Origin of the sequence: Siphonobacter sp. SORGH_AS_0500 (genome assembly GCF_031453245.1) — a bacterium.
Taxonomy (GTDB): Bacteria; Bacteroidota; Bacteroidia; order Cytophagales; family Spirosomataceae; genus Siphonobacter.
On the sequence record NZ_JAVIYT010000001.1, the window covers coordinates 4675497 to 4700813 of the forward strand.

The 25317-nt window shown below is 46.0% G+C and carries 17 protein-coding genes; 5 read left to right on the top strand and 12 right to left on the bottom strand.

What is annotated here, in order from left to right; genetic code table 11:
* Positions 1-55: 55 nt before the first annotated feature.
* A complete protein-coding gene (locus tag QE357_RS19610) occupies positions 56-1909 on the bottom strand; it encodes a family 16 glycoside hydrolase (RefSeq protein WP_309711038.1) in 1854 nt (617 codons plus the stop codon).
* 88 nt (positions 1910-1997) lie between these two features.
* Complete coding sequence (locus QE357_RS19615; RefSeq protein ID WP_309711041.1) at positions 1998-3041, bottom strand: ferredoxin--NADP reductase; 1044 nt, start codon at positions 3039-3041, stop codon at positions 1998-2000.
* 682 nt (positions 3042-3723) lie between these two features.
* On the opposite strand from QE357_RS19615, the gene QE357_RS19620 reads away from it, so the two are divergent.
* The 3 genes from QE357_RS19620 to QE357_RS19630 are packed head-to-tail and all read left to right on the top strand — an operon-like array spanning position 3724 to position 9719.
* Positions 3724-5094: a TolC family protein gene (locus QE357_RS19620; protein ID WP_309711044.1), complete on the top strand. Its 1371-nt coding sequence runs from the start codon at positions 3724-3726 to the stop codon at positions 5092-5094.
* A gap of 32 nt (positions 5095-5126) precedes the next feature.
* Positions 5127-6251 (top strand): efflux RND transporter periplasmic adaptor subunit, encoded by a 1125-nt coding sequence (locus tag QE357_RS19625; RefSeq protein WP_307141487.1) that lies wholly within the window; start codon positions 5127-5129, stop codon positions 6249-6251.
* A gap of 24 nt (positions 6252-6275) precedes the next feature.
* Positions 6276-9719, top strand: a complete 3444-nt coding sequence (locus QE357_RS19630) for an efflux RND transporter permease subunit (RefSeq protein ID WP_309711050.1) — start codon at positions 6276-6278, stop codon at positions 9717-9719.
* A gap of 67 nt (positions 9720-9786) precedes the next feature.
* Here the strand turns inward: QE357_RS19630 and QE357_RS19635 are convergent, their stop codons facing one another.
* Positions 9787-10707 carry an MBL fold metallo-hydrolase gene (locus tag QE357_RS19635; RefSeq protein ID WP_309711052.1) on the bottom strand — a complete coding sequence of 307 codons (921 nt, stop codon included), beginning with the start codon at positions 10705-10707 and terminating at the stop codon, positions 9787-9789.
* Positions 10708-10849: 142 nt separating this feature from the next.
* Between QE357_RS19635 and QE357_RS19640 the strand changes: the two genes are divergently transcribed.
* The gene (locus QE357_RS19640) at positions 10850-11233 is read left to right on the top strand and encodes a helix-turn-helix domain-containing protein (protein ID WP_307141490.1); all 384 of its coding nucleotides are present in this window, start codon (positions 10850-10852) and stop codon (positions 11231-11233) included.
* A 105-nt stretch (positions 11234-11338) separates the two neighbouring features.
* On the opposite strand, the gene QE357_RS19645 is transcribed toward QE357_RS19640, so the two are convergent.
* From QE357_RS19645 to QE357_RS19665, 5 genes are all read right to left on the bottom strand, one after another.
* Positions 11339-12103 carry a ferritin-like domain-containing protein gene (locus tag QE357_RS19645; RefSeq protein WP_309711055.1) on the bottom strand — a complete coding sequence of 255 codons (765 nt, stop codon included), beginning with the start codon at positions 12101-12103 and terminating at the stop codon, positions 11339-11341.
* Between the two features lie 77 nt (positions 12104-12180).
* Positions 12181-12903 (bottom strand): ferritin-like domain-containing protein, encoded by a 723-nt coding sequence (locus tag QE357_RS19650; RefSeq protein ID WP_307141492.1) that lies wholly within the window; start codon positions 12901-12903, stop codon positions 12181-12183.
* A 569-nt stretch (positions 12904-13472) separates the two neighbouring features.
* The gene (locus QE357_RS19655; RefSeq protein WP_309711060.1) at positions 13473-14054 is read right to left on the bottom strand and encodes a hypothetical protein; all 582 of its coding nucleotides are present in this window, start codon (positions 14052-14054) and stop codon (positions 13473-13475) included.
* A 27-nt stretch (positions 14055-14081) separates the two neighbouring features.
* A complete protein-coding gene (locus tag QE357_RS19660; RefSeq protein WP_309711063.1) occupies positions 14082-15722 on the bottom strand; it encodes a SusD/RagB family nutrient-binding outer membrane lipoprotein in 1641 nt (546 codons plus the stop codon).
* Positions 15723-15749: 27 nt separating this feature from the next.
* Positions 15750-18947, bottom strand: a complete 3198-nt coding sequence (locus QE357_RS19665) for a SusC/RagA family TonB-linked outer membrane protein (RefSeq protein ID WP_309711066.1) — start codon at positions 18945-18947, stop codon at positions 15750-15752.
* A gap of 462 nt (positions 18948-19409) precedes the next feature.
* Between QE357_RS19665 and QE357_RS19670 the strand changes: the two genes are divergently transcribed.
* Positions 19410-19589 carry a hypothetical protein gene (locus tag QE357_RS19670; protein ID WP_309711069.1) on the top strand — a complete coding sequence of 60 codons (180 nt, stop codon included), beginning with the start codon at positions 19410-19412 and terminating at the stop codon, positions 19587-19589.
* Between the two features lie 72 nt (positions 19590-19661).
* Here QE357_RS19670 and QE357_RS19675 read toward each other — a convergent pair whose 3' ends face one another.
* The 4 genes from QE357_RS19675 to QE357_RS19690 form a co-directional block, all read right to left on the bottom strand.
* The gene (locus tag QE357_RS19675; RefSeq protein WP_309711072.1) at positions 19662-21278 is read right to left on the bottom strand and encodes a peptidoglycan DD-metalloendopeptidase family protein; all 1617 of its coding nucleotides are present in this window, start codon (positions 21276-21278) and stop codon (positions 19662-19664) included.
* Between the two features lie 53 nt (positions 21279-21331).
* Positions 21332-22141, bottom strand: coding sequence for a DUF4292 domain-containing protein (locus QE357_RS19680; protein ID WP_157830351.1), 810 nt, complete (start codon positions 22139-22141; stop codon positions 21332-21334).
* A gap of 37 nt (positions 22142-22178) precedes the next feature.
* Positions 22179-23876: a tetratricopeptide repeat protein gene (locus QE357_RS19685; protein ID WP_307141497.1), complete on the bottom strand. Its 1698-nt coding sequence runs from the start codon at positions 23874-23876 to the stop codon at positions 22179-22181.
* 301 nt (positions 23877-24177) lie between these two features.
* Positions 24178-25182 (bottom strand): sugar phosphate nucleotidyltransferase, encoded by a 1005-nt coding sequence (locus QE357_RS19690; RefSeq protein ID WP_106636985.1) that lies wholly within the window; start codon positions 25180-25182, stop codon positions 24178-24180.
* Between the last annotated feature and the right edge of the window lie 135 nt (positions 25183-25317).

Genomic DNA, 25317 nt, shown 5'->3' on the forward strand with positions numbered 1-25317 from the left:
GCGTTATTAGGCAAGTCCCGAGAAGCCGAAGCAGTCAGCACCTGCACTATACTATTTAGAATAGAATTTCGTAGTTGATTTTGTTAGCCGAAACGGGCATAATCAGCTCCTGCCGATCCCCGGATTTGCGAAGCGTCGCTCCTTTTACGCGTACGTAATAAGCCTTACCATTAATGGCATACAGACCGGGCTCAACTTCGTTAATGTCTTGCCCAGTAGCTACCAGGTGATAGAGATTAGAGCCTGGGTTTTTCACCGTAATTTCCCGGCTTAAGGCCTTATTTCCGTCCGATAAACGAATGGCATCGCTTACCTGCGTGGAGCCATACGCGTAAAGGAAAGTAGGATACCCTGCTTCGTCTACGTCATAGCCCATGGGTTTATAATTTTCTTTACCTGAGAGCGTATCACTCCATGCGGCTGACGAAGAACCTAAAACGGCAAAATCAGGAAAATCGTTAAAAGATACCAGCACACCACGGGGACGGGAAGAACCATCGCCGCGATTGTGCCACATAGGCGTAGCATCGAGGAAATCACCTTTCCAGGCTTGCACTAAAGCTCCATTGTCCAGATCAAACGTATAGTGTAAGCCCTGAGGAGAACCTACCTGTACCGAGTGAACTACGCGTTTGCCTCTGCGGCCTTCTTTCGTGTATAAATCCATGAAGCTCCGAGTGATAGTTGCTTCACGGGCATCGATCAGAATCGGATCCGTAGCCGGGTTACTTAGTAAGGAAGAACCAGCCGTCAGCGTTGCGTGACGAAGGCCGGGACCTTCTACTTCAACGGCCAGACCAGGGCGTACCCACTCATCGCGTTTTACGTATTCAACTTCCACTGTGGCTTCACCAGGAGAAAGCTTCACCTTACCCGAACGGAACTGACCAGGCTGACCAAAACCTTCCGCAACTACTACTTTGTTATTGACTTTCAGGCGAGAAGTACCTCCGGCTGAAAGGTAAAAAGTATATTCGCCTTCCGTCGGGATTTTTACTTTGGAAGTAGAAACTAAACCGAAATTATTCGTCAGGTTAGCTACGTCCCAGGTTACCTCTGGACTGCTTCCGGTGCTACTGGCCTTAAGCTTCGAGAAATCAGGAATTTTAGAAAAGGCATCATCATTACTAGGTTGATACACCTTATAAGCATTTCCCGTCAGTTGTAAGGGTTGTGCGTTATAGTTGCGGTACGTCATGTTTTTGAACGCAACCGCACCGTGATCTCCCTGAATCATTATGGGACCTTTGGCCGCTTCTTCTTCTGAGATGGGGCCGCCCGTAGGACCTGAAAGTTCTACGTTTTCCTGAACTGTAACGCCGTTGAGAACCAGTTTAAGTACCTTGGCATTTTCAATCTTTTTGCCGCTGGCATCAAAACGGGGAGCCTGGAAAGAAATTTCCATGTGCTGCCAAAGTCCTGGAGCCTTACCTGCGTTAACGCGGGGAGCGTGTCCTTCGTATAAACGGCCCGAAGGCAATTCACGACGCTTGTAAATACCGCCTACATCGCCGTAAGTAGGCACGTTAACGCCCCAACTATCAAGCAATTGAATTTCGTAACGTCCTTGCAAATAGAAACCTGAATTGGAATGCACGGCCATCATAAAGTCAAACTCAAAATCGGCATCACCGTGCTCGAAAGCCGTCAGTAAATTGGCCCGGTTTTTATCACTGGGCTGATTCACTAAAACGCCCGATCCGGGCTTGGTCGTTAATACTTCTTTTTGCTGAAGATCTGCGGCTGCGTCCCCGACAATCTTCCAATTGCCAGCATTGGTGGGACGAAACGCACTCATGTCGGTTAGGGTAACAGGTTGAGCAGGGGTACCGAACTGAGCCGAGGCTATGGTGCTCAATCCAGCCACAAGCCATCCGGCAGCCCATAGCCCAAGAAGAGGTTTTTTCATGTTAACGTTGAAATGTGAAAGGTAAACAACTACAAAACAAAGCAGTTTTACAATCTTTTCAACTCATGAATCTCCCAAAAAATTAAACTTATTCTACTCTAATCACAATTTCACTCGTTTCGGCTAATGCTGTGCAGGTTAGAATCTCACCCTCAGCGAGTTCTCGCTCGGTTAATACGTCATTAATGGTCATTTTAACCCGCCCTTCCTGACAAAGAGCGACGCAGGTACTACAGCGTCCACCCCGGCAACTGTAGGGTAACTCAATGCCTGCTCTCAAAGCTGCTGTGAGGATGTAGGTTCCGGCTTCTACGGCTAATTCATGCGACTGCTGACGGTAATGAATCGTTACTTTAGAAGCAACGCCAAAGCCTTCGGGAACCTGAGGTGTTACCATCGGAATCACAAAGTTTTCCTTCCTGATTGATTCTGCGTCAAAACCCATAAAAATGAGCACGATGCGAACCATTCGCATGTAATCTTCAGGGCCGCAAATGTAAAATTCGGGCTTCCCCCATCGAGCGTGATGATACTGATTGACAAGTTTTTCAAGTAAGGTATTATTAAGGCGTCGCCCTGCGGCATCTCCCCCCGGATTACTCCAGATGTGTTCAATGAACAAACGGTTGGGATATAACTCTTGCCACTTTTCAAGTTCAGCTAGAAAAATAGTGCTACGTGGATGGGTATTGCTGTAAATAAGAACAACCCGGCGATCCGGCTGTTGGGTTAAGACGGCTTTTAAAATCGAAAAAATGGGTGTAATGCCACTCCCCGCTGCAAATAGGAAGATATCTGACTTTTCCTGCGAAGGCGAAACCAGCGTAAAGCGACCTGAAGGGGGCAGGCTGTTGAGAATTGAACCTACCTCCAGGGTTTGCAAAAGCCAGCGGGAAATTTCTCCATTAGGCACTCGCTTGATCGTTAATTTAACGTCCGTATCTACTCCTGGCGTAGAACTCAGCGAATACGAACGTCTGATTTCATGGCCCTCATGAATTAATCCTAGCGTTAAAAACTGCCCAGCCTCGTAGGACAGGCCCTGGCCATCCGTGGGCTCAAGCGTATAGGTTTTACTTTCTAAGGTTTCATTCTGAACTGCCTTTACTCGCAGTTGAATCCAATCGGCCATTTTGTTAACTATTTAATCAAATTCCTGAATTACTAATTCCTGCTGACATAGGGTTGTCAGAACCACCATCTACTTTTGACTCTACCGTCCAGCGTGAGTTAATTTTATAATCAACCGTATCATTCAACCTGCCATTTTCAGTCATTATTGCTGGTTTTGTCTAAAAAAAATATATTTTAAACAAATTAAGCAACCATCATGCTTGTTTTAAAAGAATATTTACGAACTTTCGAACCGATTCAGCCAAATTCTCTAACAACCTCAATTCTATGTATGTTTCGATCTTTTCTTATCCTTTCATTGGCCTGCGAAAGTAGGTGTATGGGCTAGTACTATTCTTCGTAGATCATCCCGAAAAATCCCCGTTCCACCCAAAGCGGTATTATACGAAATTTTCCAGGGAGATCTTTGTATGCCAGTCGTTTCATGAATCGGTAACACGCTCGTTAGGCGACCTGACCCAGCTAAGTTTCAGACTGAATTACTAGTATCACTAAAAAGCCCCTTGTTGACTATTACCAGGAGTTCTATACACCTCTCTGTCTACTCCTCAGGTAAGCCAACGTACCCAATGGCTTAAGCAGCTTTCTGGCTAAAGTCCGCAGTGCATTACTCTCGTTTTCCTCTATTTATCCGCCGCTTCAGATTACGCATCTGAACTTGTGCACGACCACCATTCCCAATGAAAAAACTCTATCTAAATCGATGGGGCTTACTGCTGTGTATGCTTTGGGCAAGTTATGGCAGTTACGCTCAATCTGCTTTTTCACTCCAACAGGCCATTGAATACGGCCTTAAAAACAACCGAAACGTTACCAATGCTCAGTTGGATCTAGCCATCGCCAAGGCCCGCATTGGCGAAACCAAGGCCATGGGTCTACCTCAGGCCAACGTGGCTCTGGGCCTTTCGCATACCATTAAGCCGCAACCCTTTTTCATGCCCCCCGGCATGAGCTTTATTCCCGGCGAGCCTGCTCCGCCGGGTGATGAAGAACTTGCGTTGGCTTTTGGCGGGGTTCGTTACAACTCCAGTGCCGTGGCTAGTCTGAACTGGCTGTTATTCAGTAACTCGTATTTACTGGGCCTTAAAGCCGCGAAAGTATATACTGATCTGTCCAGTAAAAACATTACCGCCAGCAAGATTACGGTGGCTGAAAACATTACGAAGGCGTATTATGCGGTTTTAGTCAATGAAGAACGCTTGAATTTGCTAGAAGTAAACGTGCATCGACTCGATACATTACTGCGGGATACGAGGGCTTCAAATCTGGAAGGGCTCGTTGAGAAAATTGACGTACAACGCATTGAGGTGCAGCGAAACAACTTGGTCACCGAGCAGCAAAACGTGCAACGGTTGCAGGACCTGGCCTATATTCTGCTCAAGTATCAAATGGGTCATCCGCTGGACCAATCCTTTGAATTAAGCGAGAAACTAGCCAAGCTTTCTTTTTCTGAAGAAATGATTCAGGCTATTAAACGCCCTTTCCAGTACGGCGACCGCATTGAATATGCTACGCTTCAAACTCAGCGGGATTTACAGACGATTGATGTTAAAAACGTTCAGCGGAGCCTTTGGCCTACCCTTTCTTTGCAGGGAACGTATGGGTATTATAATGGGCGTCAAAGCATTGCCCGTTTCATTACTCGTCCCTGGCTGGATGCGGGATCCATTGGTTTTGCTATTAATGTTCCTGTGTTTGATGGTTTTACCCGCCGTTACAAGCTTTCTCAATCGCGAAGCAATCTTTTGAAAGTAGAAAACAATATGGAGCTTCTTAAGCAAAGCATTGATCTACAACTAAGTCAGTCCGAAATTCAGCTTCGCAATTACTGGTTTACGCTACAGGAACAGCAAAAGAACCTGGATTTGGCTCAGGAAGTCCTCCGGGTTACCCAAATCAAATACAAAGAAGGCGTAGGCTCCAACATTGAAGTCATCAACGCCGAAGCCAGCTTCCGCGAGGCCCAGACCAACTACTATACGGCTCTTTACAACGCCATTGTGGCTAAAGTGGATCTCGACAAAGCCGCCGGAAAGCTCTACGTCGAATAATCTCATCTCCTATCATCGCAAGAAATACAATCATGAAAGTCACCTACTTATTTATTCTCACAGCTCTTTTAGTCGCTTGTTCTCAAAAAAAAGAAGGTCTGGAAGGTAAGAAAGAAGAGTTAGCGGAACTAAAAAGTGAGCAGGCCGAAATCAACACTAAAATCAAAAAGCTGGAAGGTGAAATTGCCAAGCTTGATCCTAAAAAAGCCGAAGAAGCAAAAGTAAAAGCCGTCTCGGTTCAGCCGCTGCAAGCCAGCACGTTTGAACACATGATTGAGGTGCAGGGCAGCGTTGATGCCAAAAATAACGTACAGATCAGTCCTCAAGCTTCGGGTGTAATCAAAGCCATTCTGGTCAAAGAAGGCGATGCCGTGGGCGTAGGAACCACCTTGGCCCGCATTGACGATAGCATCTTGAAGGAATCCATCGAAGAAACCAAAAATCAACTTTCGTTGGCTCAAACGCTTTATGACAAACAAAAGCGGCTCTGGGATCAGCAAATTGGTACGGAGATTCAGTATTTACAGGCTAAGAATAATAAGGAGGCCCTGGAAAAACGCATTGCAACCCTACAGGTTCAGCTCAACCAATCGCGTGTATCTGCTCCGATTGCGGGAACGGTCGATCAGGTAGACGGCAAAGTGGGTATGATGGCTACGCCCGGCGTGCCCTTAATGCGAATTGTGAATTTGAGTAGTCTGAAAGTAGTTGGAAAAGTGGCGGATACGTACGTGGCTAACATCCGCCGGGGCGATGCGGTAACAATCAAGCTCCCCGATGTGAATAAGGAAATTAAGGCCAAAATCACGTTTGTTTCCAATACCGTTGATCCGCTTTCCAGAACTTTTACCATCGAAGCGACCCTGCCTTCGAACAAGGAGTTCAAGCCTAATATGCTGGCTCAAATGCTCATTAATGACGTAACTAAACCTCAGGCTTTGGTAATCGAACAAAACCTGATTCAAAATACGGAAAATGGGCAAGTCGTGTATGTAGCCGTGCAGGAAGGCGGTAAAAAAATCGCTAAAGCCAGACCAGTAAAAACGGGGCTGAGTTACAACGGCAAAATTGAGATTACCGAAGGCCTTTCTGCGGGTGACGAGCTTATTACGGTAGGCTATCAGGAGTTAACCGATGGACAGCCCATTAGTTACTAATCTGCCATTTAACCTTCATTCGAAATGAAATTCGAAGAATATAAAACCCTCGGTTTTACCAACTGGTGCGTGGAAAACCGAACCACCGTCTACATCTTCACGGTAATTATTACCCTGGCGGGATGGCTGGTTTACAGCAATTTGCCCAAAGAGCAGTTTCCCGATATTAAAGTTCCGCAGGTTTACATTAATACGGTATACTTTGGCACGGCTCCCGCCGATATTGAAAACCTGATTAATAAGCCCATTGAAAAGCAGTTAAAATCGCTCAATGGGGTAAAATCAGTGAAGTCTAATGCTCTCAATGATGTATCCGTCATTCTGGTAGAATTTTTGCCGGAAGTGAATTCGGAAGTAGCCCTGCAACGGGTTCGCGATGCGATTGATAAGTCCAAGCAGGATTTGCCGGTGAAGCTTGATGCGGGTCCTACCGCTCAAAACGTAGAGTTTTCCGAGTTTCCAATCATGAACGTGAATTTGGCGGGTAACTTCCCCCTGCAAAAACTCAAGGACTACGCCGAAGATTTACAGGATGCTTTTGAAGGTTTACCCGAAATCAGCCGCGTAGATATTGTGGGAGCTTTGGAGCGGGAAATTCAGATCAATGTGGATTTAGCCCGCATGCAATCTTCCGGCTTAACCTTCTATGATATTCAACAGGCCGTTCAGGGCGAAAACATTAATATCTCGGGTGGTGAATTAAATGTCAACGACGTCAGAAGAACGCTTCGCGTAAAAGGAGAATTCACGGATGTAGCCCAAATGCGGGAACTCCAGATTCGCACCTCTACGGGGGCAACCGTTCGCCTGGGCGATGTGGCTCAGGTAGAAGACAGTTACGAAGAGCGGCAGGACTTTGCCCGTCTCAATAATAAATCCGTTGTCACGCTAAACGTAATCAAACGGGCGGGAACTAACCTGATTTCTGCCTCGGAAGGCATTGAAAAAATCATCGAAGAATACAAGACCAATCAGTTGCCTGCGGGACTGAACGTTATCATTACGGCTGATCAGTCCGAGCGAACCAAGGCCGACATTCACGATTTGATTAACACCGTAATTCTCGGCTTTATCTTCGTAGTGCTTGTGTTGATGTTCTTTATGGGCGTCCGCGATGCCATCTTCGTAGGGCTTTCCGTGCCACTTTCAACGCTCGTAGCCTTCGTCTGTTTTCCGCTGGTTGGTCCCTTAATTGGTTCGGTCTTTACGCTCAATACGCTGGTATTATTCGCTTTCTTACTCGGCCTTGGCATTGTGGTAGATGACGCAATTGTAGTTATTGAAAACACGCACCGACTGTTTAATCAGCATAAAGACTGGGACATTAAGCAGGCCGTCAAAGCAGCCGCGGGCGAAGTATTCGTGCCCGTACTCTCAGGAACACTGACGACCATTGCTCCTTTTTTCCCACTCTTATTCTGGCCGGGCATTGTGGGAGAATTCATGAAGTTTCTACCCATTACCCTCATCATTACCCTGTTTGCTTCGCTTTTTGTGGCCTACGTCATGAACCCGGTTTTTGCCGTAACTTTCATGCAACGCCACGACGATCAGCACGGGGCTCACGTAGAGGTCAATCATCGCAAAGCGATATTCAAGCCTACGATCAGCCTGTTAGCAGTAGCTTTGGTAGGTTACCTTATTCACCGTGGTGTCGGTAACTTCTTTATTTTCCTTTTGCTGCTGTATTACTTTAATCATTTTATCCTGACGCCTCGAATTCTGGTGCCTTTTCAGGAAAGAATGTTACCTAAACTTCAGCATGGCTATCGCAATCTTATTAGCTGGGTCATTACGGGGTATCGCCCGGTCTTTGCCGTGGGAGCAGCCATAACTTTACTGATTATTTCCTTTATAGCCGTAAGCATTCGCCAGCCAGCAGTCGTATTTTTTCCCAGCGGCGAGCCTGATTATGTCTACATTTATAACGTCATGCCGGTGGGAACAGATGCGGTAGTTACTGATAAAACCACCAGGGAAATCGAGCGACGGGTCTTTAAGATTCTCCAGGAGAACAAAGCCATGGGAGCCGTGAACTCAGTTATTTCCAACGTGGGTAAAAATGCAGGAGATCCCTTCAATCCCGACCGCTCAGACACGCCGCATAAGTCAAAGGTTACCATTGCTTTTGTGAAAAGCGTGGATCGGAATGGCGTTTCTTCCCAAGCCATGCTGGAAAAAATCCGCACAGCCGTACAGGGCATTCCAGGCACTGAAATCTCGGTCGAACGCGAGCAAAACGGGCCAGCCACGGGTAAGCCCATCCAGATTGAAATCTCAGGTGATGAATTTGAGCCTTTGATGAAGATTGAGAAGGAATTTCGGCAAAAAATTAAGGAAGCGGGTATTGAAGGAATTGATCAGCTAAAATCGGATTTAATTACCAACAAACCCGAAATCATCGTTCAGATTGATCGCATCAAAGCCGAGCGGGAAGGCATTAGTTCTCAGCAAATTGCGGGTTCAATCCGAACGGCTTTATTCGGTCTGGAGATCAGTAAATTCCGCGATTCCAAAGATGAGTATCCCATCATGCTTCGATTAAAACCCGATGATCGTAGTCAAATTGAACGACTCTTGAGTCAGGAAATCGTCTACCGGGATATGAACATGGGCGGTCAGCTTCGCAAAGTTCCTTTATCAGCTGTCGCAACCATTAGTTACTCCACCACCTACAGCCAGATTAACCGTAAAAATCAGCAGCGGGTTATTACCCTAAGTTCAGATATCGTACCCGGAGCCAATGCCAACGCCATTAACCTGCAAATTACCCAGGTAATGAATCAGATGGAATTGCCCAATGGCTACCACATTCAGTTGGGTGGCGAGCAGGAAGCTCAGGCTGAAACGACAGATTTCTTAGTCGTAGCCTTCCTCGGAGCAATTATGCTGATTTATCTGATTCTGGCCACGCAGTTTAACTCGGCGGTGAAGCCCATTATTATTTTCAGTACGATTCTTCTTTCGCTGATTGGCGTATTACTAGGCTTTTCGATATTCAATCAAAGTTTTTCAGTAATCATGTCGGGCGTAGGGATTTTCGCCCTGGCTGGAATTGTAATTAAAAACGGCATTCTTTTGATTGAATTCACCGAAGAGCTTCGTCAGCGGGGGTTTCCCTTGAGAAGAGCCATCATCGAAGCGGGTGGCATTCGCATGACCCCCGTGCTTTTAACAGCCTCTGCCGTAATTCTGGGTCTGATTCCGTTGGCTATTGGTCTGACCATCGACTTTGCTGGTTTTTTCTCCGACCTAGCCCCTAACATTGTGATCGGTGGAGATAGTGCCGTATTCTGGAACATCCTGGCCTGGACCATTATCTATGGGGTTATTTTCTCGACCATCCTGACACTGGTTATCGTGCCCTGTCTCTATTACATCAATGAAAAAGTACGTATGAAATGGTTTGGTAAAGTAGACCCAGCCGAAGGCATGACCATGCCTGAATCAGCAGAAGCCGCTATTTAAGGCTACGAAAAAGAAAAGCGGGCTTGTCTATGAGTTTAGATAAGTCCGCTTTTTGCTTAGTCAATACTTATTTTTTTAAAGGCACCCATTCATAGATTTCTCCTTTCTTTCGAATATAACCCATCCCTGGAAAATCAAGGTGAGCTCCGGCAATCAGGTAATGATGGGTAGCCGCCTGCTCCAGCAGTTTTTTTCGCTGAGTGGCCGCAGCCATTCTATCCCGATCAAAATAGGTGCTCAAGTAGGGTTCTCGCAGTTGAATCGGAGCCGAGTGAAGGCCGTCGCCAATAAACAACAGGGTTTCTGTCCCACTGCTCAATCGGTAATGCGTATGACCTAGGGTATGGCCGGGACTCGCCAGGGCTGTAATGCCTTCCAAAAGCGATGATCCAGCCTGAAAAGTCTTCAAGCGATTTGCTTTTGCATAAGCATCCACCACCCGACGGGCCTGAATAAAGCCTTCTTTCTCGCTTTCGGCAGCCGCATCCTGCTGGGTTTTACTTAGCCAAAAATCAAGGTCTACCTGGTTTACATAGAGCGTTGCCTTAGGAAAAACGCGTTTTCCTTGGTCAAGTAGACCATTGGAGTGATCAGCGTGAATGTGGGTTAATAAAACTAGATCAATCTGAGAAGGATCATAGCCCGCCCTCTTTAAATGAACAGGTAATTGACCCAGCGAAGAGCCCATGCTACTACCCGCTCCCGCATCGATTAGAATCAGTTTTGATCCGTGTTTAATCACGTACGCATTCACCGAGACGGACACGGGATTCTTCACCCGGTCCAGATTTAATAAGCTATCGACCACGCCTTTTTTAGCCTGGGGAATCAGGGCATTAAAGTCTAGAGTAATCGAGCCGTCACTCAGAGCCGTAATCTCATAATCATGAAACGCATAAGAAAAGAAACCAGTCGGAGCCAAAACGTGTTGGGCACTCAGACCCGTAAAACCGAATATCCCGGCAATAAATAAAAGTAAAGTTTTCATTGGAAGTTATAAAAAGGGAGTATTCCCGGTTACACTTCTAAAAATCGAGGGATAAAACGGATTCTTACCAGCAGGGAAATTCGATTCAAAGGGGGAAAAAATTAACCCTATCTGAATATGAAGCTCTTACTAAACACCCCTTATGTACGAAACAAAGATTCCTAAACTTTACAATTGCGGCATAAGCCTGATCATGGAAATTATTGGTGGTAAATGGAAAGCGGCCCTGATCCTAGCCATCTCCCGGGGCACGCACCGTCCCTCTGATTTACAACGCTATCTCACCCAGGCTTCCAGACGCGTATTAAATCTGCAACTGCGGGAATTGGAAAACCACGGCATTATTCGTCGCATTATCTACGCTGAAATTCCGCTTAAAGTAGAATACGTACTCACCGATTTGGGACAGTCTCTGCTCCCTGTTCTCCAGCAAATGGATTCCTGGGGATTTAACAATCGGGAGCAGTGCCTGGAAGTTATTCGAAAAGAGGGACCAGTGCCTGCGGCTGAACACTGGTGCTCCTAGCCTTTTTAATTCATAAAAAATCAGGTTAGCTAACTCTTCTATAGATGAAGAGTTAGCTAACCTGCCTATTGGGTCTTCAAAGGGTTTTAAGCCCTCCCTTACTGATTAAGCCACGCCGAAGGGCTTCACAATCTCCAGAACCGCTTCTTTAGTCAGCGGTTCATCAAACGCTTCAGTCACTACGATATCCGAAAATCCGGGTCCTAACGTGCGAACGTCTACCTTTTGAACGGTGTTTTCTTCGCCCGCATAAACGGCAGCAGGAGCTCCATCACTTTCATTTTTGGTTACCCACACCCGTCCTTCCCGCAAACGGCGTACTTCAGCAGCATGACGAGCCTCTACAGCGTGAATTTGCAAAGCCGTGGTCAGTTCAGGTAACTTATAGAGTTTGGGAGCCTGCCCTTTATAGGCCCGAACGCCCGTATCTTCAAAAGCCTGAGCAACGATTAGAAACGTCTGATAGTTAGTAAATACGTCTGGAAAGGCATCGTATTTCAAGGCAGGTTTAGGAGCCGCAGCAGCTCCCAAAGCGGTTTGCAAGAGCTTCACGTGGGAAGCTTCGTGTTTGTGAATCTGCTCGAAAACAGGACGGTCTGCACCAAAATCGAACGTGGCCTCGGCCAAGGCTTTTTTGTAGAAATCCTCTTCGAGGTATTCCAGCTTCAAAGCAAAATTAAGTACTTCCTGAACTTCGGTTGATTGAGCAAAAGCCTCCTGTGTAATGGAAGCCAAAGCCATGGGTAAGGCCACAGCCGTAGCCGCTTTACTGCCTTTTCTCAGGAAAAACCGTCTGGAATAAAATGAGAGCTTTTCAGGAGCGTCTGCGTCGACGCTTTCAATATCAGAAAACAGTTGAAAAATATTCATTGACTGGATTGTTCAAAGGATGCATGAATAGGGTAAAGCAGCACCTAACAGGTGTGTTTGATACTTCAAAACGGACCTTAAGCCTTGGGTAGGCGTTCCGCAGAAATTTTTTGCTGAATGAAGGGCTGAGCCATCATGACAACTTGCGGCGGCAAGAAGGCCCGATCCAAACCCGTATCCGTAGTGATGATATCATCCCCCGCAAAACCCATCGCTTGCGATTTTGGGTGTAATAAATCACGCAATAAAGCAGCGTGACGAGCTTCCACCGACACGATTTTTCCCGACAAAGCCAGTAGCTCCATATCCGTTACAAATCTTCCGGCTCCATTTAAGGCCGCTACTCCCAAGTCTTCAAACGTATGACCTGTTTTCAACACACTCTCGCGACTGGAAAAGTCTACGGAAGAAAAATTAGGCGTCAGCATGGGAATCGCTTTATCGCCCAGCAGGTATTTGAAGAGCTCCAGGTGCGTTCGCTCCCGGTCGCGTAAATCCGTAAAGAAGGCCAGTTCTTCAGAAGAGATGTTCGCATAAGGCGTTTGAACTACCTGCGAATAAAAAGCCACTTCGAGCTGTTCCTGGGAATAAGCCAGGTTCATGATTCCTACATCACCTGCTCCTAAATCTACCGCTCCGTTTAAAGGAGTAGGTCTGTGATCTTCGCAGGCAAGCGTAGTCAAAGCCATGGCAGAAACAGAAGAAATGCCTGCAAACCGAAGAAACGTTCGACGGCCCACGGAAGATTTGGAGCCAATGAGATCACCCGACGTAGGGGTATCTGAAGAAAAAATTGACATAAATGGGCTTGAAAAAGGTGAATAGTATTGCCCAGATAAATTAGTTATTGTGACCTTTTATAAATGAACCGTAAGTACTTATTTCATTTGTAAAGTAACAATAGTAGTGTAATACTTTTCTTGCATTCGTCCTATTTACCACTCTGTAAAGTAAGACTCACAATTGAGTATTCTTTTACTTACTAACCATCAAAAGCAGTTAAACCGCAAGCCCTATAAAAAAACAGATACCAATATATACATACACCTAATTCACTCATTATGAGCAAATAATTACTACATATTTCCGATTCAATTTATTATTTATCGTTTACTCATGAGAGCTATTTTTCTCAAAGAAGTACAATATACCAAGATTTAGGGGGATAAAATAAATCACTTATTATGCTATCATTTAGCGTTTAATTTTTCACTATCACTTAATTTAAGTATTGTGTATTTATTCAGCTTAATTAACCTTTTTATACTTCATTAAAAGCAATAACTAGAGCTATATCGACAAAATAAAACCCGTTAAACATAAGTACGTTTAACGGGTCTGATTACGTCTGTTTACTAGGGTACTCTCCTTAACGGCTTACCACATTTACCCGGTAGTAAAAGGGAGAACTATAGAAAGCTCCTCCAGTAATGTTGGCTCCGGTATTGTTAGCGTTAAAGCTCTGACCCGTAGTGAGTTTCATCGTCCCACGGATTTCAAAGTAATCCCCTACGTTTATACTGTCAGCGGGGAGCTTCAAGGTAGTCAGGGCCTCTGTAGCCGTTACTGAAATCACCGTCCGCGGATAACCCGTTGTATCGTTTTTGGCAAAGGCCGAAGCGGCAATGGATTTTAAAGTCAGCGGGTTTACCGAAGCGTTACTGCCCCGGCTTCGGGTGTTATCAACAAAACCAATCGTTAAATCATAAGAAGATAAATAACCTCCTTTATTAGGCGTAATTGCCTCGGCAACAAAGCTCATAGCCGTGCTTGAGAGAGCAGCCTTATTAAAGGAGAACGTACTGGATAATACCGGGTAAGGCGTTACTGTGCGAACATAACCGCCGTTTTCCATTTCTTCGGTATCAATCCGGTTGATCATATCGGTTTTACAGGCCAGCATAGCCATAGCCAGCAAACCTAGGATCAGTTTATTTTTCAGTGCAATCATGTGTCTGATTATCAGTAATTTTTACCTTTATTTTAACAGATTCGCTGCGTTATTATCCCAGAAAACGGGCACGGTAACTCCGGCTTTTTGCTTAGCATTGGCGTTACGATTGATGTAGGAAGCCGGGTAATATACCGAGCGAGGAAAAGAGCCCGGATTAGCCTCCAAAGCTGGTTGCATATTCGCGGGCTTACCCGTCCGGCGGTACAGGTTATAGGATTCAACACCATTCCCGTATAGGGCCAGCCAGTATTCCGTAGCAATCACATTCAGGCGAGCGTCATCGGTTGTGGCAGCATCGTAGTTCTCAAGCACTTTGGCTACGTACTTGCTGACTTCCGTCGTCCAGACAATATTATTAGCCGCTTCGAAGCTGGTAATCTTACTACTTTCGGTGGTGGCTAAGGCCATGGCTCGCACATCGGCCATCGACTTTTCAACGGCTGATTGTAACAGACTCCGTGCCGAACCCGTCGTACCCAGAGTCAGGGCTGATTCCGCCAGCATAAAGTCTACAAACGAACGCATGATAATAGGCTGAATACCTGCTCCACCTGCTCCGGCTCCTAAAAACACGCCTGTTCCGGCATTGTTATCGTAAAGCCCACCGGCAGGGTATACCCCAAAAGCCGTCCGCAGTAATCCATCGGGTGGAATACCTTCGTTATTCAAGTGATCGCGTCCCCAGTAGCCCACATCCGTTGGCAAGCAGAAGAAATCCGACGCCGAAAAGTGATTAGGTTTTGAGTTAGTGATGCAACGAAGAGCGTTCACGTCCGTCGGATTTTTAATCGTTTGACGGTAGAAATAAAACCGCATCCGGGGATCAACGAAACCCTTGGAGTAATACATCGTTCCCATGTAGGAATTCGACTGATAATCTCCAGCTCCGGTGTTACTATACCCATACCTCGGGTGACGCGTATCAGGATTGGTCAGGTTTGAGCCGTACTTAAAGGTAAAGTTCTGATCCGCCGACGAGATGAGTTTTCCTCCAGCAATCAGGGCATTAATAGCCGTAGTTGACCCCGATTTATCCACTAACCGACGGTTAAGATAGGCCTTTAACTTGAGTGAATTCGCCGTTCTGGTCCAATTGTCTTTACTGGCAGAGAAGTAAAGATCACTCGAAGGACTACTCGCCGAATTAGCCGCAAAATTGGAAATAGCGTCATTTAAATCCTTAAGTGCCACTTCATAAACGGTAGCTCCGGCATCCACTTTGGGATTAAAATTGGCTGGATCAATCGCTTCGGAGTAAGGCACATCGCCGAACATATCTACCAGATTCAGAAGAACCGAAGCCCGAATCGTGCGGGCAATTCCCGCGTGTACATACAATTGCGAGCTTTCCGCCAGCGGAATAAGCGTTTTAATATCGGTTAACAAGCTGGCATACGCTCTACTCCAGGTATCATCATAGTTACTAGGCGAAACGGCATTTTCGTAAATAGCCGATCCCTGATTCAGCATTCGGGTTAATCGCATGCCCGGATCACTCACCTGATTGAAGTGTGTGGCATAATTCAGCTGAATATTGTTAAGCAAATAGTTAATATCAGTGTTGCTGTTGGTTACGGCATTGGGGTTATCGAGCAGATCCAGCTTACAGGAGCTTACACTCAATGTTAGTGCCGCCAGCAAAGCGAAACTTAATTTCTTGATCATCTTTTTATATTTTCGGATGAGTATGGATTAGAAGGTTAGCTTGACGGTACCTCCCAGACGGCGAGAACTTGGTCCCGTCAGGAATTCAAAACCTAGCCCATTTCCTACACCCAGACCCAGGTTATCGGTATCAAAATTGAGTCCTTTAGGAAAGTGAATAGCTCTGTACCAGAGGTTATTACCCGTAAAAGACAACGATGCTCCTTTAATTGCTAGCTTACTAAACCAAGCTTTAGGGAACTGATACGACAGCGAAGCCTCCTGCAAACGAATGGTCGAGCCGTCATAAATACGGCCTTCGTCGCCAAAGAAGTAGTAGTTATTAAAGTAGAAATCCGAGGCAGTGATCTGGATATCATTCGGAGTTCCGTCGAGTTTCACACCAGGAACAATGATGGTCTGTGCACGATCAAAACCGCCGTTCTTACCCATCGCCAGATCCACCATTCCCCGACCCAGCAGTGCTCCTGCCGTCGTAGAATACATGGCTCCGCCGTGGCGGTAAGAAATCATGAAATCCAGCGTAAAACCTTTGTAAGAGAAGCTATTAATCAAGCTTGTAGTGAAAGCAGGGTTAGGATCACCTAACACGACGGGACTAGCCGTAGATAATAAGTAACCATCACCACCGACAATAAGCTGTCCCTGTTCGTTCCGACGGAAACCGATGCCTTTAATTACGTTAAAAGGCTGACCTACTACGGCGTAGTTACCCAGCGTTCCGCCAAAACCTGAGATCTGTACTTCCTGAAGCGTTCCACCCAGGTCTACTACTTTGGGTTTGTTACGGTTAAAGACCACCGTTGCATTCCAGGTAAAATCTCCCCGGCTAATGGGCGTCATCGTTACGCTGGCTTCGATACCTTCATTTTTGATTTTACCAATGTTGGTCGTCGTAGCTGTATAACCCGTTGAAGCATCCAGAGGAGAATTGGTAATCAGATTCCGCGTGATACGCCGATAAGCCGTCAGATCAAAGCTAACTTTATTATTCAGGATTTTACCTTCCACACCTGCTTCGTATTCGGTGTGTAATTCAGGTTTAAGATTGGGGTTACCCAGTGTGTTATTCACCGACTGCGACTGCAAAGCTGTTCCGCTGGCAGAAAGCCAGGCACGAGCGTTCTGATCGAGGATGTTTCGGGTAGAGTAAGGATAAGGGAAGCCTGCTGACGTTCCAACGCCCGCTCTTACCTTTAAAAAGTTAACTACATCCGAATGCATGCCGAAGGCCGTTGTAGGCACGAAGGAAAGGCTGGCCGAAGGATAGAAAATCCGGCGGTTGGGTATCTCAACAGTAGAAGTCCAGTCGTTACGACCCGCCAAATTCAAGTATAGATAGTTGTTGAAATCGGCGGTTACCTCTCCGAAAACCCCTATACGGGTTTGCTCAACTTCACTATCAAAAGCAACGTTATTAATAAAATTACTATGACGGAAGAGACCACGAGCTAACTGATTTTCACTAGTGGCACCCGAATAACGTGTATAATCGTTCCGCATGTTTCCGCCTGCACGGGCCGAAAAGCTAAACTTCTCACCAAAGGACTTGGAGTAAGATAAGATCATACTGTTATCCCAGATCGTATTCTGAATGTCGTAGGTCGCGTAAAAACCGTTGACATAGGACACACCGCCTTTGTTCAGCATGTACCGCTGCTTTTCAATGTAGGTGTCTAAACCAACTTTATATAAAAGTGTAAGGTCTTTCGCCAAATCGAAGGTGAACGTAGTAGCCGAGAAAACCCGGTTTACCTGACCTGTAGTCTTGTAATTTTTAAGAATCCAGCGGGGGTTAGGAATATCATTTCCACTTCTGAAATAGACTGTGCTACCGTCGATAGGATTTTCAAAAGGCCAGCCCATCAAATCCACCTGACGCGGCGTGTACATCACGTTCGCCAGTACCGAAGGAAAGTTCAAAGCGTTATTACCCGTACCTCCACTCAACGGGGGTGAATACTGATCCGTATTAGTGAAGTTAAATGAGGTAGTAACCTGTAGTTTTTTGGTTAACTGAGCATTTAGGCCCGTGCCCAGCGTGATTTTCTTAATGCCATTTTCAGGAACATAGCCCTGCTCAGCATTGTATCCTGCCGAGATATTATAGCTCACCCGATCCGTTCCACCGGAGATATTAAGGGAAGTATTGGAAATCTGACCCGTACGGAAAAAGTCCCGTACGTTGTTAGGATAAATCTGTAACCGGTAAGGACCCTGGGAAGCGACATAATCGGCAAAGGCTCCCCGCAGAGCGGCATTTGAGAAATTGGCGTAAGGGTGCGTCGATAAGGCTGTGTTTTTATTTTGAGAAGGATACGCATAGGCTTCGTCGAGCGTTGGACCGAAGTTACTAAAGAAGTACCCTAAGTTTTGCTGGAATCCACCGATGTATTTATCAGTATAATGCGGTAAGTGAGCCCGGTTGGTAAAGTAAGATTGCGTAACAGAGAACTCGGTTGGACGAGCTTTTTTCGTTCCGTTTTTAGTCGTTACCAAGATTACGCCGTTCCGGCCTTGATCCCCGTAGGTTACCGTTGCCGCCAGACCTTTCAGTACGGTTACATTTTCAATATTATTGGGGTCCAGATCCATAAAACGGCTGGAAGACGACTGCCCACCCTCGGTAAAATTACCCCGACCGTTGGTATTGGAGTTAAATGGTACTCCATCGACTACAAATAGCGGCTGCGTAGAACCCGTAATGGAAGAAAACCCACGAATGTTGATGCTGGTACCCGTACCCGATACCCCGGAGGTAGAGGTAATATTTACACCAGGAATCTTGCCTTGTAAGACGCGGGCAATGTCGGGTTGGGGCCTATTCTCGAGCTGCTTCTGTTCTAAAGTGGTAACTGAATAACCCAGAGCTTTCTTTTCGCGGACGATCCCCTGAGCGGTTACCACGACTTCCTGCAAGCCTTTCGCGTCGGAGGCCATAGCTACATCCACCGTCGTTTGATTCCCCACTTCTACTTCCTGAGTGAGCATACCTACTGAGCTAAAAACCAGCGTGGTGGTACTTCCCGAAATAGTGAGGCTAAACATACCACGGGCATCTGTATTTGTACCCGTTCCGGTGTTTTTGATTCGCACTGTGACCCCTGGCAGGGCCGTTCCGTCGTCAACAAACGTGACTTTACCGGTGATCTTGCGATCTTGGGCCCAGGCAGACGTCCAGGCCAAGCACATCATCCCTAGGATGAAGTACAGAGATTTTTTCATATAAGGTAGTTTTGGTTTTGGGGTAACTGCTGTAAAGATATTACCTATTATCAAAAATTTTATAAAAGTATATTTATAAAATTTCAATAGGTTATTTAAGTACTAAGGCACATCAAAAAAATATAATTTGGCAAAGCTTACCCTTTATGTACTTTTCGCAATTAGCCTTAATTATTACACCTGACTAAGAGGTATCAAATACAAGACCCTGCTTCCATTCTGATCGGGATCGGAGCTGAAGCAGGGCCTTGGGACGTTCTTATTACGACAAGTACGTCAATTTGTGAGTAGAGTCTCCTCTTGGCAATACAGAAATAGCTACAATAGCAAGGCAGGCAGGATGAGCTCGAGCTTATTAATACGGAAAATTTATTTCTTAAATAAGTGAATTATTTATTTTTATAGCTTAACTAGGGTACGGTTTTTTAGTCTTATAGTTGCAACAAGTAAACCTTTACGACCATGAATACCCATGAAGAACGGAGTAAAGTTACTCCTAAGCCCCAGCCACAACCTAATTATGAAGGCAATCAGGAAGAACCTTCTAGTGTAGAAACCAGAGAAAATTCCGATTTTCCTAACGCTGATTCTACCTTATTAGAAAAGATTATTGAAAATATCGAAGAGGGTTCTAAAAAATAACAACTTCCACCTGGCAAAAAGCCGCCCACTGTCTAATAGCAGGGACGGCTTTTTGCTTTTATACGACATTGGTTACTTACCAGCCAACCATCCTTCGGGGTTGAGCTTTCCGTTTCCTTTCCAAACCTGGAAGTTAATCTCCGCTCCTCCATCGGGGTCCGCTTTCGCCGCTCCAATGACCTGTCGGGCATTTACCCGTTGACCTTCGGATACGGAGGCACTGGAAAGTTTAGCATAAATAGTAAAGTATTCTCCGTGCTGAATCATAACGACGGTTCCTACCCCCGACATGGAAGTAACGTTTCTAACAATACCGTCATAAACGGCCCGAACGGGTTCACCAACATTGGTAGCAATATCCACACCCAGATTTCGCACCGAAATTCCGGGCATGGGTGAGTGTACACCAAAGTGCTCAGAGATATACCCCGAACGAACAGGCCAGGGCAAGCGGCCTCGGGAAGAGCCAAAAGTAGCTCCGGCTTCAGCCTCGGGAGCAGCCGCAATGGCTCGGGCTTCCGCTTTACTTTTGACTACCTCTTCAGCAGAAGGAGCTTTAGCTAAGGCCTCGTCCGCTTTTTCGATAATTTCTTTGGCTTTTTCAGGCGTTGGAGCGGCGGCAGCCTTTGCCGCAGCTTCGGCTCTGGCCCGGGCGGCGGCTTCGCGTTCTTCGGCCTGCTGGCGGGCAATTCGCTCGCGTCTGAGGCGTTCTTCGCGTTCGCGGGCGGCCCGCTGAATTTCCCGTTCAATCACAACCCGAATCATGTTATCGAGTCGATTAATGGCTTTGGTACGCTCCGTAAGCTCCGATTTAAGGGTATTTTCCTGTTTACTTAACTCGTTGACGACAACGGCCTGCCGCTCTTTTGTTTCTTCTAAAGACTCATTTTCTTTCACCTGAGCCTGTAAAACGTCTTTTTTACGAACCTGTTTGTACTTAATGGTTTGCTGCTTGGTATTTAACTCTCCCCGCACCTGCTCAATGTGCCGGGCCTGGTTTTTGCGGGCATCCGTATACTGACGCAGGTATTGGTACCGCATTACCAGCGAGTTAAAGCTATTGGCCGAGAATAAAAAGCTGAGTTTATTATACGTGTTGGCCGTTTTCGAAGCCGCAAAGACCATGGCCGCGTATTCTTTCTTAAGGTTTTTTAAATCCCGGGCCAGACCAGCCGATTGCACCGAGAGGCCTTTCATCTCGCTGTTCAATAAATTTATATCCTGAGCCAGCAGATCTATTTGCTTGGTCTTGGTTTCAATTTTGCTGTTGAGGGCTTTCAATTCGGTTAAGGTGGCCGTTTTTTTAGTGGCAGTCTGCCCTAGTACACGGTTGATTTCCCGGATTCGCTCCTGATTTTGCTGTTTTTCGGCTTCCAGTTGCTGACGACTTTGCTTGATGACCATCTCATCTCCACCCCCTGACGAAGTCTTCCGGGAAGTGGGCCGCCGGGTAGTCGTCTTTTTAACGGGAACCTGCTGCTTTTTAGGAGCGACCTTTGCCGATGCCTTCTGCCCTGAAGCTTTCTTAGCCTTTGAGGCAGGCTGCTGACGCTGAGTCGTTTTTTTCTTCCCTTTTTGAGCGTGAGCTTCCGACATGGGCACTAAAAACAGGAAAAGCCCTACTCCCAGATACAGAAGAGAGGGCCGCCGCAGCCAATGGAGTATAGAATGACGTTTGGGGGTACTCAAGATTTTAAAAGACAAATAGTTAAACCAGTATAATTGAGGCCTTTCAGACCAACTTATTTACGGGTATACCTGGATGGAATGCTAAAAGGGAAACTCTGTTTTTCCTGCGTTAAATCCACTTTCTTATGCCGCAACTCAATCGAGGTCTGGGCTGTTTTCCCATCCGCCGTCTGAGCCTGTAACTGCAATTGGCTGGTAAAGGGAAACAAAAAGGAATTCAACGAATTAAAATCAGAAAAGGCTAGATCGAGCGTTCGGTTTCCCTGCGTGGCTTTCACGTTTGTAAGCTTGTTATTTTCTACATTAATCTGATTATCAATAACTAAAGATCCCTCTTGCTGATGAACCCAATAAGCCTCGCTGGTTTTAGAGACCGAGGCAGGCTCGTATTTCCAGGGCATAGTACCAATGATTATGGCTTGCAAAAGATCAAAGTTAAGCTCAATTCCGAAGCGGGCACTTAATTGCTGAAAACTTAACTGGGTATAACTCCGATCCAGCACATTAACAATCGTCACCGTATCACGGGTAATAAGACCACGGGCTCCGGTAATGCCAAATTGCCCGGCAGTAAACCAGATGATGCTGTCTTTTTTCATGCGAAGGGTTAAGTCCGCATTGTCAATGCCGCTGTTTCCCGCTTTAAAACCAACTTTTGATCGCGTAGTCAGGTACGAAAAATCCACGTCTTTGATCGTGAAATTAACGTTCTCTCCCTCTTTACTTTCCGGGCTACGAACCGATATTTCTCCTTTCTGGAGCGTATCAACCGTAATACCTGTTGCTGATTTCTGCATTTTATGCCGCTTACAACCGCTTAATGAAAAAACGATTATAAAGGCGTATAACATCCAGTATTTCATTGCTTTTACGTAAGGCCCCTTTGGAGCGATGATCAGGCTAGATAGAACCCGTCGAGATCTTTTTTTCCAGACGATCGGAAGTTTCTCCCAATGATTTGGCCTTTTTCCACATCTCCAGGGCTTTTTCTTTGTCGTTGGACTGAAAAAGAACATCCCCATAATGTTCCCAAATAGTGGCATTGGAGGCATCTAACCGGGTAGCTTTCTCAAGCAATTTGCGGGCATTGGCATAATCCCCTTTCACAAAAAGCACCCAGGCATGCGTATCCAAATACGTTGCATTTTCGGGGAATAGTTTTACCAGCCGACTCGTCATTTCAGTAGCCTTCTCTAGCTTGGCTTTTCGAAGAGACAAAAAATAGCCGTAATTGTTTAAGACATGTTCGTTATTGGCATTCAGTTTGAGGGCCTCTTCGTAGGAATGATCCGAGGCATCGAATTTGCCCATGGCATTATAGGCATCGCCGAGTTGAGCGTAGATAAAGCCTAGTAAATTGGCATCCGTTGTCAAACGCCGGGCTTCTTCCATGGATTCGCTCGACTTTTTGTACTGCTTTTTAGCCAGGTAAGCCGAGCCATTGGCGTACCAGAAAATACCCTGGTTGGGAAATACTTCCAAAGCTTCTTCCGAGTGCGTAATGACGCTATCCATTTGGTTCAGATCCCCATCGAGCTGGATAACCCGTTGCCAGACTTCATTGAGTGATTTATCCAGCCGGGCAGCCTTAATATAGCTATCCCGGGCAGCGGCTTTTTCATCCCGCTGAGCCAGCAAATCTCCCAGAATGACGTGCCCCTGCACTTGTTCAGGATGGCTTTCTACGAGTGCTTTGGCAAACTTCAAAACTTCTTCGTTTTTGGTTTCCTGCGGCAGCATGGCAATGTAACTCGTCAACACGCGGGCCTTGGTTGTCGCATCCAGCGAAGGATCAGAAAAGGCTTTGGCTAACTCTTCATTGCAGCGTTTAAGGTCGCCTTTTTTGCGGTATAACTCAGCCAGCATGATGTGAGCCTGAGCATTATTACTTTGCAGTTGCAGAATTTTCTCCAGTACCGGGATGGCCTCGTTCGAACGGTCATGCGTCATTAAAAGCTCCGCCTGCTCAACCAGGTATTCTACTTCACCGGGATCGGAATTAATCAAACGCTGCCCTTCAGAAACGGCTTCATTCACTTTTCCCTGTTTGAGTAATACCAACTGTTTCTGACGGCTAATTTCTTCGGTTATCCCTAACGATTTTTCCAGCCGCTCATACACCTTCAAAGCCTCGGGGTACTGATCCTGCTGCATATAGAGGGAAGCTAGCTCCAGAGCGTATTCGGCATTGTCGGGGTAACGGGTAAACAAGAGCTGATACAATTTGGCCGCTTCAGCAAACTTGTTTTTTTTCTCGTATAAATCCGCTAACAATAACGTTGAGTACCGATTCTCGGGCGTAGCAATGAACGACTTTTCGGCCAGTGGCAACGCCTTGTCCGTATCGCCTTTTTTCTCGTAAGATTTGGCTAATGAAAACTGAATTCCCGAATTGTCAGGCGATAATTCCAGGGCTTTTTCAAAAATGGGAATGGCCTGATCATATTCATCCTGCATGAAGAATTTCATGCCCTCCGTAAATACCCGTTCAGCCTCTGCCTTCTGTTCCGAAGTGAGGGCTTCTTTCTTTTTTTTCTGTTGAGCGGAAACTGGCAAACTCAATACAGCCATTACTATCCCTAACGCGATTGCTTTCATACACAGCTGTGCGGGTTTAGCTCGAAACTTCTTAAACTCACTGGAGGCAATCTATGGCCAGCGGAATTACTAACGCTGATAGATAAACTTTGAAAGGGGTACTTTGGTTAGTAGCCCGTAAATGTTTCTTTGAAGGGAATACCCTTACCTACATTTCCTCCCCCTTCGTTTTCATCAACGAAGGGTCAGATACAATTAATACTTTCGCCAGTGAAGATAATTTCAATAGCAAAAGTATTAATAAAATCAGTCTGATTTTTCAACTAAAAAGTTGATTACTCAGTCGTTATGAAGAGCATTCCTATACTGTAATGGAATTGTAATCTCCTACACTCAGATCCGCAGCTTTGCTGGTCAAATGCACGAAATTACCCACCATTGAATTCTCCAGATTTACGCTTTCAATCACCGTATTTTCCTGTACGATGGAATTGCGGATCACGGAGTCTTTCACGCTGGTTTTCTTTCCAACCGACACGTGAGGGCCCAGCACGGTATTTTCAATCACGGCGTTTTCCCCCACAAAAACGGGAGGAATCACGACGGAATTAATCAGTTTCACCGAAGGGTGAATCAGATTCTGATCGCTCACAAATTCCAGGTAACGGCGATTGGTTTCAACCGTTGCCTGTTTATTACCGCAATCAAGCCATTCCTGCACCTGACCGGGAATAAATTTCATTCCCTTACGACGCATGTTTTCAATGGCATCGGTTAATTGATATTCCCCTGATACTTTGATGTCATGATCCACCAGGTATTGTAATTCATTCTTCAGGTTTTCTCCATCCTTGAAGTAATAAATGCCAATAATGGCCAGATCTGAAACAAAGGTCTGGGGTTTTTCAACGAAGCCGATGATCTCGCCGTTTTCATTGACCTGAGCCACGCCAAACGCACTGGGATCTTCCACCGCCTGCACCCAGATAATGGCATCCTGTTCCGTTTCCAGATGAAAGTTCGCCCGGAATAATGTATCTGCGTAGGCAACAATCACGTTACCTTTTAAGCTTTCACCGCCACACAAAATAGCATGAGCTGTACCCAGAGGCTCATTTTGGTAACAAATGCGTCCTTTCGCTCCTACTGACTCGGCAATGGCCAGCAGGCGTTGCTCTACTTCCTGTCCAAAATCACCAATGACAAACGCAATTTCATCGATGGGAGTCGCACAAACTTTGGCAATATCTTCTACCAGACGCTGTACGATCGGTTTTCCGGCAATAGGAATAAGAGGTTTAGGAATACTGAGCGTATGAGGCCGCATCCGCTTGCCCATCCCCGCCATGGGAATAATTATATTCATGACTTAACTAGTAATACGCTTCTTTGATTGTGTGAATAATTCCTACCTATTGATTTTGATTATTCAGCGGTTATCAAAAATATGGCATCTATTTTAGACTGTGTGCAAACATACGGGGATAGTTCTGATTGAGCA